Source organism: Hyalangium versicolor (assembly GCF_020103695.1).
GTDB lineage: Bacteria > Myxococcota > Myxococcia > Myxococcales > Myxococcaceae > Hyalangium > Hyalangium versicolor.
Genome location: NZ_JAHXBF010000008.1, coordinates 305,715 through 323,468 on the forward strand (window position 1 = coordinate 305,715; position 17,754 = coordinate 323,468).

Annotated in this window: 13 protein-coding genes; 1 reads left to right on the forward strand and 12 read right to left on the reverse strand. The window is 65.5% G+C overall.

The window, feature by feature from the left end; all coding sequences use genetic code 11:
* Positions 1 to 25 precede the first annotated feature (25 nt).
* From KY501_RS18945 to KY501_RS18960, 4 genes are all read right to left on the reverse strand, one after another.
* Positions 26 to 745 carry an endonuclease/exonuclease/phosphatase family protein gene (locus KY501_RS18945; protein ID WP_224364592.1) on the reverse strand — a complete coding sequence of 240 codons (720 nt, stop codon included), beginning with the start codon at positions 743 to 745 and terminating at the stop codon, positions 26 to 28.
* Between the two features lie 86 nt (positions 746 to 831).
* Positions 832 to 2,727, reverse strand: a complete 1,896-nt coding sequence (locus tag KY501_RS18950) for a M57 family metalloprotease (RefSeq protein ID WP_224364593.1) — start codon at positions 2,725 to 2,727, stop codon at positions 832 to 834.
* 157 nt (positions 2,728 to 2,884) lie between these two features.
* A complete protein-coding gene (locus KY501_RS18955; RefSeq protein ID WP_224364594.1) occupies positions 2,885 to 5,503 on the reverse strand; it encodes a hypothetical protein in 2,619 nt (872 codons plus the stop codon).
* 50 nt (positions 5,504 to 5,553) lie between these two features.
* Positions 5,554 to 5,718, reverse strand: a complete 165-nt coding sequence (locus tag KY501_RS18960; RefSeq protein WP_224364595.1) for a hypothetical protein — start codon at positions 5,716 to 5,718, stop codon at positions 5,554 to 5,556.
* Between the two features lie 363 nt (positions 5,719 to 6,081).
* Between KY501_RS18960 and KY501_RS18965 the strand changes: the two genes are divergently transcribed.
* Positions 6,082 to 8,073, forward strand: a complete 1,992-nt coding sequence (locus tag KY501_RS18965; RefSeq protein ID WP_224364596.1) for a matrixin family metalloprotease — start codon at positions 6,082 to 6,084, stop codon at positions 8,071 to 8,073.
* Positions 8,074 to 8,174: 101 nt separating this feature from the next.
* Here the strand turns inward: KY501_RS18965 and KY501_RS18970 are convergent, their stop codons facing one another.
* The 8 genes from KY501_RS18970 to KY501_RS19005 all read right to left on the reverse strand — a co-directional run bounded on the left by KY501_RS18970 (position 8,175) and on the right by KY501_RS19005 (position 17,670).
* Positions 8,175 to 8,648 carry a hypothetical protein gene (locus KY501_RS18970; protein ID WP_224364597.1) on the reverse strand — a complete coding sequence of 158 codons (474 nt, stop codon included), beginning with the start codon at positions 8,646 to 8,648 and terminating at the stop codon, positions 8,175 to 8,177.
* Positions 8,649 to 8,901: 253 nt separating this feature from the next.
* On the reverse strand, positions 8,902 to 12,795 hold the full coding sequence (locus tag KY501_RS18975) for a G8 domain-containing protein (protein ID WP_224364598.1): 3,894 nt from the start codon (positions 12,793 to 12,795) through the stop codon (positions 8,902 to 8,904).
* 219 nt (positions 12,796 to 13,014) lie between these two features.
* Complete coding sequence (locus tag KY501_RS18980) at positions 13,015 to 13,206, reverse strand: hypothetical protein (RefSeq protein ID WP_224364599.1); 192 nt, start codon at positions 13,204 to 13,206, stop codon at positions 13,015 to 13,017.
* Positions 13,206 to 13,469, reverse strand: a complete 264-nt coding sequence (locus tag KY501_RS18985; RefSeq protein WP_224364600.1) for a hypothetical protein — start codon at positions 13,467 to 13,469, stop codon at positions 13,206 to 13,208. Before KY501_RS18985 ends, KY501_RS18980 begins: the two co-directional genes overlap by 1 nt.
* A gap of 31 nt (positions 13,470 to 13,500) precedes the next feature.
* Positions 13,501 to 14,304 (reverse strand): hypothetical protein, encoded by an 804-nt coding sequence (locus tag KY501_RS18990; protein WP_224364601.1) that lies wholly within the window; start codon positions 14,302 to 14,304, stop codon positions 13,501 to 13,503.
* 38 nt (positions 14,305 to 14,342) lie between these two features.
* Positions 14,343 to 15,365, reverse strand: coding sequence for a hypothetical protein (locus KY501_RS18995; protein WP_224364602.1), 1,023 nt, complete (start codon positions 15,363 to 15,365; stop codon positions 14,343 to 14,345).
* 23 nt (positions 15,366 to 15,388) lie between these two features.
* Positions 15,389 to 16,930 (reverse strand): pilus assembly protein TadG-related protein, encoded by a 1,542-nt coding sequence (locus KY501_RS19000; RefSeq protein ID WP_224364603.1) that lies wholly within the window; start codon positions 16,928 to 16,930, stop codon positions 15,389 to 15,391.
* Complete coding sequence (locus KY501_RS19005; RefSeq protein ID WP_224364604.1) at positions 16,906 to 17,670, reverse strand: TadE/TadG family type IV pilus assembly protein; 765 nt, start codon at positions 17,668 to 17,670, stop codon at positions 16,906 to 16,908. The genes KY501_RS19000 and KY501_RS19005 overlap by 25 nt, the downstream gene beginning before the upstream one ends.
* Between the last annotated feature and the right edge of the window lie 84 nt (positions 17,671 to 17,754).

Below are 17,754 nucleotides of genomic sequence, written 5' to 3' on the forward strand. Positions count from 1 at the left end.
AGTGAACGAGCTGTCGGATGGGGGTTCACGTCACGCTACCGGCGACAGGGCGGTGGTCCGACAGATCGTTGTGGTCGAGCACGTGCAAGTCACGGAGTTCTGCGCGGCAGACCAGCAGGTGGTCGATATTGAGGCCGCCCGTTTTTTCATCCGCGGGACGTGTGTGCGGTGAGCCGGGAGGAAGTTCGCCTACCACCACCTCCGTGCCGAGCGCGCGTACCAGCACCTCACGCTCGGTGTTGAAGTCACCTCCGAGGCACATGGGCGCGCTCGACGCATGGAACAGCTCCCGGAGCGTGGCGAGCTGCGCTTCACCCTGCGGGCCCCAGCTCACGTGCGCGCTGGCGACGACCCATCCCGAGGGGAGAGTGACCGCGAGCACGCCCTTGCCCGGGGCGTCCGCGAAGGTCTGCGCGCGAAGCACCGTCGAGCCTTTGGGGGCGACAACCACCAGGTGCTCGCTCAGGTCGCGCATCGACGCCCCGGGCCGCTTCAGCCTCGGCATGCGCGGGTACTGGTGGTCGAGCACGGCCCACGTCGGCAGTTGGTGACGCAGCGACTCCAGCACGTCGCCGCTCACCTCCTGCAGCAGCACGGCCTCGAAGCCGTCGCTGCTCAAGGCCTTCGACACAAGCTCGACGACGCGACGCACACGCTCGGGCTCATCGCGCCAGCGCTGAATGGCCAGCTCGCCGTAGTTCTCGGCATGCACGCGGTGGAGGACGTTCCAGGTCAGTATCTTCATGGTTCGATCCACCTCGTACTGTTGCTGTTCCTCGGGGCTCAGGCAATCGAGCGTCGCCGCCTCCAGGCATTTTCCCAGGGATGAACTCAGAGCCCTCCGAGGCTTGCGGCGCTCGAAAGTGAGGTGAAGCTGTTTGTCGAGGGGTTGTACAGGTGGACGCTCACGAAGGCCGAGCCGCGAGAGTCGTCCCGGAGCTGGACGATGTCCGTCCTGCCATCCCCGTTCATGTCTCCGGCGCGGAAGCTCAGGGCCACGCTCGGGGCTGTGATGCCCGTCGAGTTGACGCCCGCGTTCACGAAGCCCGTCCCGTTTCCCTGCCACACGGTGACCCGCAGCCTTCCTGCGTCATTCCAGAGCTGAAGCAGATCCGGATAGCCGTCGGTGTTGATGTCGCCCACCTGCCAGTCCACCGCGGCCCAGCCTGCGGGTGCGAATGTGCTGTCCCACGTCGTGGCGAACTGGGTGCCTCCGATGTTCTTGATGACCCTGAATCCCAGATACCCATTGAAGCTATAGGCTTGCACCACATCCGTGAGGCTGTCCCTGTCCACGTCCATGGCGAAGAACCGAGACACCCCGTCAAAGCCACCCTGGATACCGGAGCCATCCATCCAGGCATTCTCATAGCCCGTGCCGTTGGAGCGGTAGCCGATCACGCCGATGGTGCCGTTGTTGTTCCAGATCTGGAGGACGTCCGTGCGCCCATCGAGATCGAGATTGCCCGTCAGCCACTCGACGGCGCCGGCTCCGGCATCCATCGCTGAACTCCAGGTCGTCTGGTAGATGTTGCTCCCTGTGGACCGATGGATGGCCATGCTCAGCTGGCCATTGCTCAGAGAAGACAGGGCGAGGATGTCCGTGCGGAAGTCGTTGTCCACATTCACTGGCAGGAACTTGAACGTCGATGAGAGATCGCCCAGCAGCGCCTGCGAGGGATTCGCCTGGAAGACGTTGCTCGTGGTGGTGGCGTTCCAGACGATGAGCGCGAGCTGTCCATTGTTGTTCCAGAGCTGGAAGAGATCATCCCGCAAGTCGTTGTTCGCGTTTCCCGTCAGCCAGGCGATGGCGCCCGAACCTGCCTGTGGGGTGTTGTTGGTCAAGGGGCTCGAAGTCGTGGTGAGCGCCGTGTTGACGCTAAGGCCCAGGTTGCCCGAGAGGTCTCGAAGGTAGACGGCATCCTGGATCCCATCCGCGTTGAAGTTGATGAGGGGGAGGAGCCGCTGCTTCATCCCGCCGAACCACTGGGACGGTCCATAGGCGTACTGCGCACCGTAGATGTCGCCCGCGCTGAGTCGGCCCGAACCGTTCCCCGTGAGGTTGCAATAATGCATGATCGAGTCCCGGTCATACGCGCTCAGCATCGTTCCCCCGGGCTCGGGAGCGCCCGAGCCGCACGCGGTGCCATCTGGCAGCCGCTCGGGGTTGTCGTTGCGGTCCATCTCGTGGCCGAAGCCCAGCGTATGGCCGAACTCATGGACGGCCAGGTACTCGAGCCGTCCCTGGCTGGCCTGGGTCCCGATGATGATTCCCCAGCTGTCTCCCTGGTTGGGAAAGTGGAGGGCGGCAAGTCCCTCGGCGGCCGAACCACCGCCCCCGCTCGTCGGTTGTTGCGAGTCCAGGTCCAGCCGAGCCCTCACCTTCCAGGAGAAGAGATTGTTCGTGCAGGGGGTGAATTCGGTGAAGTGGACATTGGCGTAACGCTCCCAGGTATTGGCGAGTGCGTTTCGCACCACCGCTTTTTGCGCCTCGGCCCCGGTGGTGGCCCAGCAGACCGGAAGGGTGTTCGAGAGGGAGTTCCAGAGAGAGACTCCCTGCCGGACGAAGAGGGAGTCCGTCCTCGTGGCCAGCGTGTCCTGGAACCCGGAGCCCTCTGACGGTGTGGGAGGCGCTTCGCACGCCAGCAGGAACGCGCTGGCCAGGGTTACGAGGGGATTGATCGCGGCGCTGGCGCGAGGGCCAGAGCGGGTGCACGGGACGGTCATGGTGGATCCGGGGTGAGGGGACATGCGGCGAGACCCAAGGTAAAGGTCCCCGCAGGTCTCCGCTGAGTGCTGCAGCCAGGCGCTCCACCGATGCCGCAAGGTGGCCTTTCGCGCGTGCGAACAGCCCCCTGGCGAACCGCCCTAGCTCCAGGGGGGCTCAGCGCGTGCCGTAGCGCAGCCGCTCGGGGTTCTGGCCGGAGCCGTCGTAGGGCTGTCCGTAGTAGAGGAAGTGCGGGTGCCCATCGCTGTCGAAGGCGAGCGCCGAGGCGAAGACGTAGAAGTCATCCTCGATGAAGGTGGACGTCCACGAACTGCCCGTGCGTGTGCCCAGGTACATGGCCCCCAGCCCCGCGCCGTACAGGGTTCCGAAGAGGATGGAGGGTGAGCCGCTGGCGTTGAAGGCCAGGGCGCAGGCGCCGTTGGGCCTCACGTTGGGGGTGGGGACGGTGGTAGCCGTCCACCCTGTAGGGCCACGCGTGGCGAGGCGCAGGGTGGTGGTGCTGCCGTTCGTGAGCGTGTAGCAGGCGTTCGGGACACCGCTCGCGTCGAGGGTGAGCGCGTGGTACTCGCCCGCGTTGCCGGTGGCCTCTACCGTCACCACCTGCCAGCCGTCGAGGTTGCGCGTCGCGTAGCGCAGGTCCTGGGTGCCGTAGCCGGTGTACCAGAGCAGGTGCGGCACGTCCTGTGCGTCCAGGCGCAGCACGATATCCGTCGCGGGAGAGGGGCTCTCCACCGCCGAGATGAGCCACTGCGTGCCGTCCCACTGCGCGTACTTCAGCGAGGTGTTCGTGTTGACCGGCCCGGAGTAGGCGATGTGGGGCCGGCCGAGCGAGTCGAGGGCGAGGCTCGGGGAGAAGCCCGTGTAGCCCTCGGTGTCGATGGTCTGTTTCTGCCAGACGCCGTCCACGCGCCGTGCGTAGCGCAAATCGTAGTCGCGGGCGTCGGTCCAGGCGAGGTGGGGGTTGCCCTGGGCGTCCAGCGCGAAGGACACGCCCGTGGCGCGCTCCCCCTCGAGCCGGGTCACCTTCCAGGTATCCGGGCCGGTGCGCTCGCCGATTTTGATGTTGAAGTCGAAGGAGGTGGTGCCGTCGTTCTCCAGCCAGGCTCCGATGGGCTGGCCGCCGCGCAGCGCCATCGTCACCCGGTTCCCCGCCCCGAACTGCGCATCCACCTGCTCCGTCTCCCAGTCGCCCGACAGATTGCGAGCCACGAGGATGTCCCGGTAGCCGCCCATCACCGCGAAGAGGTGGCCCTGCGCGTTGGCGGCCACGGAGGTCTCCTCGCGCGTGGCACTGTCCTGGGCATCGAAGGCGCCGATCGTCCAGCCCGCGTCGCCCTCCCGGGCGTAGCGGACGCGGTAGGCGCTCTCGCTCCAGAAGGAGATGAAGGCGCGGCCCTGCGCGTCCAGAGTGAGCGCTGGGTTCCGCCCCACATTGCCGGCGGTGAGGACTGCCTTCACCGTCCAACCTCCCGAGGTGGCGACGGCGTACTTCAGGTCCCTCGCGGTGGCGTCGTAGTAGGCGATGCGAGGCTGGCCCCGGGTGTCGAGCGCGAGCGCGAGCGAGGAGCCCACGTCAGCGGTGCCCCCCGTGTCCACCGTGGTGAGCTGGAAGGCGGTGCCGTCCCAGGCGGCATAGCGCAGGTCGCCCGAGTCCTTCTGGTAGTACGCGATGTGGGGCCGCCCGCGCCCGTCCACCGCGATGGCGCACGCGGTGCCGGCGTTCGGGTTCGTGTCCACGTCCTGGAAGAACCACCGGTCTCCCCGGCGGACGCCATGGGCCAGGCCTCCGTCCTCCCGGGTGAAGCACAGGTGCGCGTGACCGAAGGCGTCGGTCGCGAAGTCCGTCCCCGTGGGAGTGTGCTCGAGGACCTTCTCGGACACCCAACCCGAGGGCGTGCGGCGCACGAAGTCCAGGCCAGGGTCGGAGCCCCGGGCATACAGCACCCACGGGGTGTTGCCGGGGCCCATGGCCAGGGCCTGGAAGGAGCCGAAGGTATTGTACCAGCGGCGGATGGGTTCGAAGCTCCAGTGGCCCTGCGCATACGTGGCATGCATGAGTCGGTGCTCGCCGATCTCGAAGTACGTCAGGTGCAGCGTCCCATCCGAGCCGGCCGCGATGGATGCGTTCACGCCTCCGAAGGTCCGCGGATCGACCTTCTCCAACTGGAAGCGGCAGCAGCCTTCTTCACAGGCGTGGTAGCCGTCGGCGCACGTATAGGTGCAGGAGCCCTGCATGCACGCGGCGGTGGCATTGGTGGGGGCGTAGCACTGCTGGCACGAGGGGCCGCACTGTGTGATCGACTCGGTGACGCAGGTGTCCCCGCAGCGGCTGTAGCTCCCGAGGCAGCTCGACTCGCAGGTGGACAGGACGCAGGCCACCTCCGCGTTGTCCTCGGGCTCGCAGATGCAGGTGCTGCCTCCGTCCTCGGTGCCGCCGTCCTCCGCTGAGCCCGCATCCCCCGGCCCCGCGTCCTCGGCGCCGCCATCCCCGGTGCTGCCCGCGTCTCCTGGCCCCGCATCCTCCACTCCGCCGTCCCCGGTGCCGCCCGCGTCCCCCGCGTCCCCCGCGTCCGTGCTGGTGCCTCCATCTGGAGGGCCGCCCGCGTCCCCACCGTCTCCCTTCGGGCCTGCATCCTGTCCGGCGTCACTGCCCCCGTCCCAGGCCGTGGGCGGGCCCGCGTCGCCATCGTGGGGCGTTGCGTTCGAGCAGTGGGTGACGCTCGCGCCCAGCAGGGCGAGGAGCAGAAGAAGGGGAAGGCTGCGGAAGGCTGTCATGGCGAAGGTTGAAGCGGCAGGGCCTCGCGAGTCCTACGGACACGTCGCGTCTATTTGCACCTCAGGCAGGCGCTCGCGATGTTTCCATGCTTGCAGAAGAGCGCTTTCTCGGAGCTGGTGCGCTTGGCTGCAGTCTTCTTCGCCGCTGCCTTCTTGGTCGTCGCCTTCTTGCTGGCCGACTTCTTCTTCGCGGTTTGCTTCTTGGCTACGGCCATGGCCTTCCTCGAGTCGTGAGCGGGTTGCAGCCTCAGTATTGCTGACATCGCTGGGACCGTCGAGCGAGGGGCCCGTCCGGATCAATGCGGTCGCCGCTTACCCGGATGGGTCCAACTCGAATCAGCCAGGCAAGTTCAACCCCTCTTGACCGCGAGTCTGCGACGCCTTCTCCGTCCAGGTCCGTGAGCGCCTGGGACCGTGCGCGCGGAAGCAGCACGCAACACTATTCGTGAGTGCGAACCCGTTCGCACTGGGCACCTGATTGTTTTTGGTCGAACGCCGGCCTCCGCCGAAAGGGCTCTACAACATTGTTGAGCGCTGCAACTGTTTACCAGCTCGGGCCTGAGACAGTCCGACGGCTTGTGCAAAAGACCAATCAGGCGCAATACGAAGAATCAGGATTGTCTGCGTACCCCGATCCAGTCTTTGTTCAATACAGACAAATCCCAACACTGCGCCAGCGTTATCGAGCTGACTTCCTTGAAAGGGTCTGCTGTATGAATATTCCGTCGCTTTGCCGCCGTTTGTTCGTGGCGGCCGCCTTCACCGTCACCGGTTGTGCCCTCGAAAGCAGTAGTCCCGAGCCAGACGGCCTCACGGGCAGCACCTTCATGAGCTTCGAGGAGTTCGAGGCCACCGTCTATCAAGAACCCGCCACCGGCGTGTATATCGTCAACGGCGATACAGCGCTTGAAGACCGCAAGCAGCTTGAGACGTTCTACGAGCACTCCGTGCGCAATGGGGCGCTCATCGTCAACCAGTGGAGTGGTGTTGACGATCGGTGGTCGGACACACAGAAGCAGAACTTGACCTATTGCGTCAGCATGAATTTTGGCGGCAATTACAACACAGTGGTGTCGGCCATGAAAGTGGCGGCACAAGCCTGGCAGCGTGCGGCCAACATCCAGTTTGTTTACCGAAGTGATCAGGATTTTTCCTGTACTGCGGCCAATGCCAACGTCGTATTCGACGTCAGCCCTACCAGCGCACAGCCCTATCTGGCTCGTGCCTTCTTCCCCAATTACAGCCGTGCAAACCGCAACATCCTGATTGACTCAAGTTCGTTCGGTTCGCTCGGCTCGTACACGCTGGCTGGCATCCTGCGGCACGAGCTTGGCCACACCCTCGGCTTCCGTCATGAGCACACGCGGCCAGAGGCGGGCGTGTGCTTCGAGGACAACAACTGGCGTGCGCTGACCCCCTACGACTCAGCTTCAGTCATGCATTACCCCCAGTGTCGTGGCACCAATATGGGGGATCTCGTCCTGACCCAACAGGACAAGGATGGTGCGGCAGCGCTCTATGGAGCCCCCGTCTCGCTTCCATTCGATCTCTACTACACGCACAGCACGAATGGCACCCACTACACTACCCAGCTCAACCCCAACGGTTCTCTTCAAAGCTGGGTCTGGGCTGGTGGGCATGGTCTGGGCAATGCGGGCTGGGGCGTTGGAGATCTGTTCGGCACGGGCCGCGCTGTCTACTACACGCACAGCACCAACGGCCTCCACTACGCCACCCAGCTCAACTCCAACGGCACTCTCCAAAACTGGAGCTGGGCCGGTGGGCATGGCCTGGGCAGCGCAGGCTGGAGTCTCGTGGATCTATTCGGGACGGGGCGCGCCATCTATTACACGCACAGCACCGACGGCACCCACTACGCCACCCAGCTCAACTCCAACGGCACTCTCCAAAACTGGGGCTGGGCTGGTGGGCATGGCCTGGGTAACGCAGGCTGGAGCGTCGGGGATTTGTTTGGAACAGGGCACCCCGTTTACTACACACACAGCACCGACGGCACCCACTACGCCACCCAGCTCAACGCAGACGGCTCTCTCCGAAACTGGATGTGGCAAGGGGGGCACGGCGTGGGCAACGCGGGTTGGACCCTCGTGGATCTGTTTGGGACGGGACGTGCTGTCTATTACACGCACAGTACCGACGGCACTCACTACGCCACCCAGCTCAACGCCGACGGCTCTCTCCAAAACTGGATGTGGCGAGGTGGCCATGGCCTGGGCGACGCGGGCTGGAGTGTTGGGGATCTATTTGGCACGGGCCGCGCCGTCTACTACACGCACAGCACCAACGGGATGCACTACGCTACCCAGCTCAACGCCAACGGTTCTCTCCAGAACTGGACCTGGGGTGGTGGCCATGGTTTGGGCAACGCAAGCTGGAGCCTCGGAGATCTGTTTGGGACGGGGCGCGCCATTTACTACACGCACGGCACTGACGGGACCCACTACGCCACCCAGTTCAACCCCAACGGTACTCTCCAGAACTGGACCTGGAGTGGCGGTCACGGCGTGGCTGACGGCGGATGGACGATGCTCAGGGCCTGGAGCAGGTAAGAAGCCTCAACACCACGCCGCATGACTGACCCGCTCAAAACCAGGCCCTTGCCGGTGCGCAGGCAAGGGCCGGTGAGCACCTTCTCGCTCGAGGCGGAGCGCTATTCGGAGACGAGGCTGAGGGCAATCTCCTGGACTTTCCGCTGGTCCTCCGCGCTGAGGGTGAGGACCGCCTCGTCGAGCGCGTCCACCGCCGCATCGAAGGCACTCTCGTCCTTCTCCATCGCCGCCGAGGCGTCGTAGATGGCGCCCTGAATCACCCGGGCCGTGGCCGTGCCCCCCAGCGCGCCCCCCACCCGCTCGGACATGGCGATGGCCTTGTCCCAGCGCAGGATCTCCTTCAGCTGCTGCTTGGTGATGCCCATCACATTGTCGCCCCTGCACCGGGCGTTGCCCGAGAACCAGTTACAGGAGCAACTGCAGCTGTTTCCATCGGCGCTGCTCGCCTTGCAGCTCGAGCCGTTGTTGCAGCTGACGCTGCAGCTACACGCCGCCTCAGCGGACGTGGGCGCCAGGGCGCCGAGGAACAAGGTAATGGAGGGGATGACGGCAAGAGCCAGGTTTCGACCGTTCAAGACGCACTCTCTGGATGAAGGGGGGGACCGCCATGCGCCGTTTCAGGCGATGGCGGCCCGCCGCCATTGCGATGCTCATGCCACGGGAAACGCTCCTCTCAAGTGCCTGCGGGAGCGTGAGGTCCTGTGACGCGAACCGCTACAAAGAGGGCCTGTTCCGTGACTTGAGGGGTTACATCTGGAAACGGTCCTCTCACCGCGCGAGGGGGGAAGGTGTCGGAGCTGGGGGTCATGGGGGGCTACCTGCGCGCGCTCACGGCAGCGCGCCCGCCGCCCCGGTGGACACGGGGCCCGTCCCGCGAATCGAGTCGATGTCGAACTGGATGCCCAGCCCCGATACCGGATCCAGCCGGAGATCCGTGATCGTCCCCGTCCAGTCCCCCAGGCTGGCCATGTCGAACGTGAGCGTCTGGTACGCCCCATTGCCCGTGTAGCTGGCGCTGGCCACCCGCGAGGCCGAGAAGCCGGGCTGTGTCCCCGTGGCGAAGAAGAGCTGCACGCCCGTGTTTTGCGAGGCCCTCATCCGTATCTGGATCTGCGGGACGCGGCTCGCGCTGAAGTTGTAGGTGCTGTTGACGAACTGCGCGTCTCCGTTGTTGGACGAGGTGCCGGTGAGCACCCCGCTGGCCACCGCCTGCCCGGTGATGTTGGTGAAGCCTGTCCAGCCCTCGAACCCACCGGCGGTGGCGAACTCGGCGCCGAGATCGGCCGCGTCGAACGGGTGCCGGTTCGCGCTGATCTCCGCGGAGTCCGGCATCTGGTCTCCATCCGTATCGAGCACGGGCACCGCGAAGTTCGTGCTCCAGGAGATGGCGAACGCCTGGAACTTGGCCGTGGCGACCGCCTTGATGTGGAGATCCCCGCCAGGCTCCAGGTAGTAGCCCGAGGACGCGGCGCCGCGCAGGCTCGCGAGCGAGGAGTACGCCGGGAAGCTGCCCTGGCTCGACGCGAGCGTCACGCCTCCCAGCTTCCCGAAGTCCTTGAAGTGCGCCACGTAGCTGTCGCCCACGGAGGCGTCCTCCATGTTCATCGTCACGGACTTCACGCTCGGCAGGGACTCGTACGTATAGGTGTACTCGAAGCCCTCGCTGACGATGACGGGGAGCTGGTGCCACTCGCGGTAGCCGTCATTGTCCACATAGAAGACGGTGACGGGCGCCGTGCCCGCCTTCTCGCGCCGGCAGGTGATGTGGGGCGTCTGCTCGAACGGCACGTTGTAGGTGAGCCGGGACAGGGCGAAGCGGTGATCGCTCCGGTACGCGCGAGTCCAGGCCGGCGGTGCGTACTCGTCCCCCACGCGCATGAACGGGTGGTTGGAGATGATGGAGGTGTTCGCCTTGCCGCTGATGCCGCCGGTGGTGTCCCGCAGCACGATGGACCAGTAGCGCGGGTGCCCGGGGTGGTTGGCGTGCGTGCCAGGGACGGGGCGGACGTCGAAGTCCTCGAGGCTCGTGCGCGGCGGGCTGGCCGGAGACACGAGGTTGTTGGTGAAGAAGTGATTGGGGTGCTTGGTGGCCGCGCCCGTGTTGATGAGGAAGTTGGCGTTGGCCGCGTCCCACCCCACGAAGTACGAGTTCCGCACCTGGCCCGCGCCGTCATACACGCGGTAGGCGTAGCGCGTGCCGCTGGCGAGGCTCTCGCCCGAGTTCGCCACGAACACGCTCTGATCCACGATGCTGTAGCTGGCCATCATGTCCGCCACCGTGTTCTCCACGAGCACGTTGTTGCGGAAGATGAGGTTGTCGGAAGGCCCCCCCGCGCCGATGCCCGTGTAGATGCCGAGCTCATTCGCGTACCACGTGCTGTTCTCGATGAGGTGCGTCGCGGTGTCGGACCAGCCCAGGTTCGGTTGGATGGAGTGGTTGGCGTCCAGGCCGTCGAAGATGTCGAACCCCGTCATGGTGCTGTGGGCGCTGTTGCCCTTGAACGAGATCATCGGCAGCGCGTTGGGGCGCAGGGACGAGAAGCGCGCGTCCGTCGCGGACAGCCCGAGCGGCTTGTCTGGGAGCGCGAACCAGAAGCCGGTGCCCTCGGTGCCGGCCGCCACGTTGTCCTCGAACGTATTCTGCGGGTTGGTGATCCAGTAGCTGGACGGGGAGCGGTTCTGCACCTGGTCGAACTGGTTGTCGGACGGAGTGACTTCCTCGCCTGGGGCGGGGCGCCGCGTGAGCAGCGTCACGTTCTTCTTGATGACGTTGAAGCGCTCGCTGCCGTCCTCGAGGAACACGCCGTGGCCGATGTGGTCATAGAAGAAGTTGTTCTCCACCAGCGTGCTCTCGGTGCCGTGGATGGTGATGGCGCGGTTGTAGGACTGGTGGATGCTCGAGTTCTTGAAGTACTGGCCCGAGCCCACGCTGCCCAGCATGTGCCAGTGGAACGGGTAGCGCCCCAGGCGCGCCTTCTGGCCCATGTTGAAGAGCTCCACGCCGCTCACGTACGCCACGGAGCTGTCCATGATCATGATGTGGCCGCCGAACCCGCCCGCGCTGGCGCTGGCCGCGTCCCCCTGCACGAGGATGTTGTGCGTGAGCAGGCCCACTTGGGCGCGCAGGTCCGCCGTCCAGGTGCGAGAGCCATCCGTGTAGCTCTTCACCACGCCGGTGTGCGAGTAGGTGAGGGGGCTGGCCAGCGTGAGCGTGGTGCTCGAGGGCACGGAGGCGATGGTGCGCTGCTCGGCCTCGTTCCAGTTCTTGTGGCTCGAGACGATGACGAGGGTGTCCCCCGCTTGCCAGTCCACGGGCTCCTTGAGCACCACGGTGGAGCTGCCGGCGGCCACGTTCGCGCCGAGCTGCGTCCAGCTCACGCGCTCCTTGCCGTGCAGGTGGAGGGTGCCGGTGCCCATGGCGCCGATGAACTTGTTACCCATGCCCATGACGTCCGGGTCCGCCGTCGTGGCGTTGAGGGTGAAGGTGGCCGAGGCCGGGTACGGCGTCAGCTCCTGGCCCACCTCGAGCCGCGAGCCGCTGCCCATCACCATCACGTACTTCGTCGTCACGGAGAGGTTGCGGTTCTGCGCGCTGACCAGCTCACCGCTCACGGTGATGCTCCGGGGTGAGAGCGTCCCCTGGAGGCACACGGCGCTGCCGGCGGGCACGGTGGCGTCGTCTCCCGCACCGGGCGCCGCGCCACCCCAGACGGACGGATCCTGCCAATCGTGGAGCAGCTCCATGCGCAGATCGTCCACCAGGCCCGTGTGGTCTCCTGCGGCCGTGTCCACGCCCTTCAGCGTCACCGTGGTGGAGCCCGCGTCCAGGTAGAGCGCGGTGGAGACCTGCTCCACGTACTGGGTGCTGCCCAGACGGAACTCGCCCACCTGGGTGGCGCCGACGGTGATGCGGACATTCTTGGCCGGGGGCTGGGTGGGATCATTCCCGCGCAGGGCGGCCTTGAGGCGGAAGCGGTAGAAGCCGCCGCGGGGGATGGAGAGCGGCAGGGAGGCCGAGGCGTCGCCCTGGAGGAAGAGCACCTGAGCGCCCTCGGGCGCGGCGGGGTTCGAGATGGTGAATCCGCTGGCGTTGCGGCTGAGCCCGGCCCCGGCGGTGAAGCTCCACGGCCCGCCCGCCGGCGCGTAGGCGTAGCCCGGAGAGGTGGGGACGGCCGGGGACTCGAAGCCGCTGAGGCTCACATCCCTCAAGCGCGTGGCTCGGAGATCATCCACGAAGGCCGTGTTGTCTCCGCCCTGGGGGTTGAGCCCGCGCAGCTCCAGCGAGTGGACGCCCGAGGACAGCAGCACGGGGGCGGTGGTGACGCCTTGATAGGAGGCGCCCGCGGGGGTGACAGCAACGAGAGAGGCCCCGTCGATGCGCAGCTCCACGCGCTGGGTGCTCGCGAGGTTTCCGCGCTCCGCCGTGAGGAAGGAGAAGACGTAGTAGCCCGCGGTGAAGGTGAGGCTGCGCGAGGCTGAGCTCGCACCCTGGAGGAGGAGCACCTGGGCGCCCTCGGGAGCGTTCGGGTTTCCGGACGTGAACGCAGTGCCATTCCGGGAGAGGCCCGCGCCGCCGGTGAAGCTCCAGCCCGCGCCCGTGGGGGCATACTGGTAACCGGGTGAGGCTGGCAGGGCGGGCGCCTCGAACGTCCCATTGGGCACGGCGAAGGCCGTGGAGGAGGCCGAGGCCAGGCTGGCGGCGGAGGCGCTCCCCGCGAACATCACTACGCACAGGAATAGCGAGGATGTCAGGCTAAGCTTTAAATTCTTCATTCGCCAGGTTATGGCGTCACGGGGGCTCTTCCGTCAACCCTTGCCCAAACAAGACTGGCGTCATCAGCGAGAAGAACAGCTACGGGAACGACCCCCACCCGCCGAAGGACAAGCGGTAGCCCACGTCCCAGAGGCGCATCAGCCGGGGTGGGATGGGGGGCCCACCCGTCAGGGCAGAGGCGACTGGATGATGTAGTAGAGCGAGCTGAAGTAGCGGCTCAGCGCGTTGATCATCTGCACCAGGAAGGGCCAGCTCAGCACGGTGAAGCCCAGGAACGCGGCGGTGATGGTGACGTACTCCACCATCGCCTGTCCTGAGCGCCGGACGCGCGGCCAGGGCTTTCGCAGCGCGAGGCTCATCACTTGCCTCCGGGAGCCTTGCAGTCCTGCTCACACTCGTTCTGCAGATCCTTGCACGCCTTGATGCACAGACTGGCCCCTTCGCGCGCGTGCTTCTTACAGGCGGTGGAGCAGGTGTTCACGTCCTCCTTGCACGCCCCCAGACAGCTATCGTGCGTGTTCTCGCGCTCCTTCTGCTGGGGGCTCTTGGCCAAGGCCAGCCCGCCCCAGAGCAAACCGGCCCCGAGCGTCACCATGAAGATTCGATTCCATGCGTATTTCATCGGTGTTCTCCGCGTCCTGTTCTGCTCCAGCCTATTCCTGCTGGTCGAGAGTAACGTATAGCCGGACCCCTGCTCCCTGCTGGCTCGCCATGGCGGTGGCTCGACTGCCACCCCGGCTCGCCATCAGATCCTGTTGAAGGGGGTTCTGGTCCGACATGCTTTCGATCTTCCAACCCTGTGCCTCGAAGGCTCTGCGGTAGAAGGCCGCTACCTCCTGCACCTTCCCCGCCTGCATCTCCGCCATCACCGAGTAGCGAATCCGTCCCTCCTGGTGGAAGGTGAGCACCACGGGCTTGCTCGCGCCTGGCGGAAGGGGCAAGCCCTGGGGCACCTGCTGTCCCTGGTTCTCCACGAACGAGACCACCTGTCCCGAGGAGACGAACACCGTCGTCTCCCCACCCTGGGCGAGCGCCGACACCATGTGCATCTCCTTCGTGTGCGGCGTCATGTAGCCCACGTAGCCGGAGTTCTCGTTGTAGCGGTGCTGGACGATGGGGAGGCCCGCATCCAGCAGCGCACCCTGGTAGTAGTTGAGCACTTCGTCCGGCCTGTCGGGCGTGGTGAAGTACGCAGCGGCGATCCGCGAGTTGGGATCCAAGAAGTCCGCCGCGAGCGCCTCGGGCACCGCATTCTTATAGGGCGGCAGTCCGGCGGTGGCCCGCAGGGTGATGGCCCGCTCCTCAGGTGAGGGGCCCGAGTACCACTTGGGCGAGGACGGAATCTCGTCCCCCGCCCCCGTGGGCAGCTCCACCAGGGGAGTCTCTTCGTCCTCGGAGAAGCCCGACTCCAGGCCGGTGCCGATCAGCGCGCCCACCGCTGCAACCGAGAACAGCAATAAACCCGCTCGCGCGAGAGGCGAGGGCTCACGAGCCATCAGCAACCCGCGGGGTTCTGGCACCCCATGTAGAAGTCACCACGGTTTCGGTACGTGTCCTGGTACGGCCTGTCACGCCAGGGCTCGGAGAAGTAGGCCTGCGAGCCGGTGTCCTGGGGCACGTTCACACTGTGCGCATTGGGCGCCGGAAACGAGATGTGGGGCTTGCTCGGGTCATCGTTGGTGATGTTCAGCACCAGCCTCTGGGAGACGGTGTTGAGCATGAAGACCCGGGCCAGGTTGATGGCGGCCGTCGCGGCGACATTGCCATTGTAGATGTTGTTCACCCGGTTATAGATGGGGCCGCTCGTGCTGCCTGCGGGCTGTTGCAGGTTCCTGTCGTTGAGCGCCCACGGATCCGCCACGATGGAGAAGTTGACCTGCTCCAGGTAGTACGCGGTGCTGTCATCACCCGACACGGCGTTGGCGTGGATGTCACCCGCGCCCTTCCAGTTCTTCTTGCTCAAGTCCTCCTTGGAGAACTCCTGCAGGAACGTCTTGGGCATCAGGTAGTTCTCGACGATCTCGCGTCCGTGGCACTCGAACAGGCCGCCGTTGTTTCCGAAGGCGCCCTTGTACCCTCCGAGGCCGTTGAGATCGCCCACGTTCGTCCTCGGCGGCTCGCAGGCAATCTGGTGGGCGTTGCCATTGAGCCAGCACACGTGGCCGCTCAGCGCCCTGCCCTCATGGTGGTCCAGTTTGTCGCAGTCCTGGGCCTGGTCGTAGCTGTCACCACTGGACTCGTGGTCGCAGAACATCAGGCGCGCATTGCCCTGCACCGCCGTGCCGCCGGCCACGGGGGCCGAGCCAGAAGCGGGCGAGAGCCCCAGCTTGCCTGGCTGGTTGTAGTCTTGGATGGTGAAGTCCCAAGGCGTGGATGTCACCGCCTCCTGGAGGTCGGCCGCATAGCGCAGCAGATCGTCCAGGAAGAGCGCGTACATGAAGACGGGGATGATGACGATCATGCTGATCGCCGTCTCCACGGTGGCGGAACCACGCTGCTGCTGGAAGGAGCGAAGCATGAGAAGGCTCCGGTGGGCTGGCTCTAAAGCGACAACTTGGGAGTGGCGGCGAGCTGCGCCGCATCCGATTGGCCGGCGGCGTTCAGGACTGCGGCGGCCTCTTGAGCGGTGAACGGGTGCAACTTGGCGCGCCAGAAGGGAGCGAACATGTTGGGTTGCTCCTTCCAACTGCCGAGTCGGTGGTAGTAGACGAGTGCCTTGGAGAGCCCCGCGCCCTCATTCGCTGCCAGCTGGATGGTGCCCGTGCCCATGTCTTTGTGCTGGAAGCTCACGGTGGCCGAGTTGTTGAGCTGCCAGGGCGCCTGGGCCACGTTGCCCGCGCGCAGCCGCATGGTGACGTAGCTGTACACGCGGGGTTGCCCGTAGTCGTCGTTCCTGTCGGCGTCCGCGCGGAACTTCATGAAGCAGTTGCCCTGCATGGTGCACGAGAGCAGATCCTTCGAACTGCTGCCCTGGAACTTGTCGTGCTGTCCCTGGTGGCTCTTCCTGTTCGTGTGATAGCCGCTGTTCGCGTCCGAGTAGATCTCCGACTTGTAGGACGAGCCGCCAATGCCGTGCCTCCAGTAGCTGAAGGTGCCACCGTGGTCGTGGGCGCCGGACATCGTGCCGTTGTTGCTGGCGTTGGTGTTGTGGATCGCGCTGTCTCCCCGGCCGTTCACCGTCTTCGCCGAGCCATTGTGGCTGGTGATGAGTGTCACGCCCGAGCCCTGGATGTTGAACATCAGGTCGGTCAGGAACTGGGGATTCAGGTAGGTGGGGTAGCCGCGGCTGGCCGTCCAACTCGGGCGGGACGAGTTGGCTACCTCGGTCATCTCGATTCCACGGGTGTTGTTGGAGGCATTGCCCGGCTTGCCGGGCAGGGCGCACGGCATGCCGTCGATGGCGCAGCTGAACTCTGCGGCGTTCATGCCCCCCACGGCGCCGACCAGGGTGCTGGCCTCTGGCGCGTTGATCTGCCGCAACTGATCCAGCCCGCTCGAGCTGCCGTCCTTGAGCGCCTTCGCCAGGTCGACGGCCACCTGCTTCTGGGAGGCGTGGATGGTGTCTATCATGAGGTCCAGCGCCTGCACCGCGTTGTTGAAGTTCGACTCCAGGCCCTTGATCCTGTTGTCGTAGTCGCGGGCCTCACGGTTGAACTTGCGTGCGATGCGCAGCGCCTGGATGCCGTCCACGCAGTGCTTGCAGGCCGAGCCCGTCCACGGGCAGGGGATGCAGAGGACGAACTCGACGCCAGCGACCATGTAGAAGTTCGTCTCCGCCGAGCGCATCATCTCCGCCGTGACGCTGGCGGCGGACATGTAGCCGTGCACCGTGTTCATCGCCACGAAGGTGGCGGCGATGGCGCGGTTGCTCATGGCGAAGTAGTTGAGCGTACGCGCCTGGAGCACCGCCATGGAGTACGCCATGGAGTCGCTGTGCTGCTGCAGGCGCGTCTTCTGGCGCAGGGCGTGGCTGAGGTTGAAGCTCAGCGCCACCATCAGTGCCAGCAGGAACAGGGACAGCGCGGCCAGCACGAGCGCCTGCCCCCGCGAGGAGCGCTTCAGAATTTGTTGGTGGTCAGGCATGAGTTGCTGCTCGGGAGCTGCGAGACGTAGATATTGGACTGCATCCGCATGGTGTAGGCGGCCCGGATGGGCAAAACGTAGGCGCCCCGGGATGCGGCGGACTCGTACTTGGCGAAGAAAGCGGAGGCCGCTCCCTTCGGCTTGCCCATGCGCATGAGCATGGGAATCTCCTTGTTCAGCGCGGCCTGGAAGATGACCCAGTTGGCGAAGGGAATGGGCATCCGGTAGTTGAACGTCACCTGGATGCGCAGCTTGGTGCGGTTGTTGCCACGCCAGTCCGCGGCGGCGGCCACCTGCGGATCATCGAAGTCCATTTCCTGCGCCGAACCGCTGTTGGCCTCCGCGGTGGTGGGGCCACACGTCACGATCTCCACATACGGGAGGCCCGTGTCTGCCATCCGGTTGCCCAGCACTCCCGGCTGGTTCCACTTCGTCCGGAAGTCGGAGGCATTATTGATAGGCTGGATATATTCGCTGCCACTGCGCCCTTCGCTGACGAGGGGCAGCATCACCGCCAGCGCGGCGTACTCCATGGCGTCCTTCTTGGCGTTGTGGATCGCCCCAGCGCGCACTGCCTTGTACGCGGCGTACTTCGTCATCAACCGGGCCTGGTGCATCAGGCCCAGCTGGAGAATGCCTAGCAGCAGGAAGACAAACAGGGGGAGGATGATGGCCGACTCGACAGCCGCCTGGCCGGATTCCCCCGTGTTGAGTCTTCGAATCAGGCTTTCCAAAGACATAGAAACAGTATACTCGGAGGGTGGGGCTTCTCACACTATCCGTCAAATGGACGCCGGCCCTCTTTTTCCCATGGGGCCCCGAGA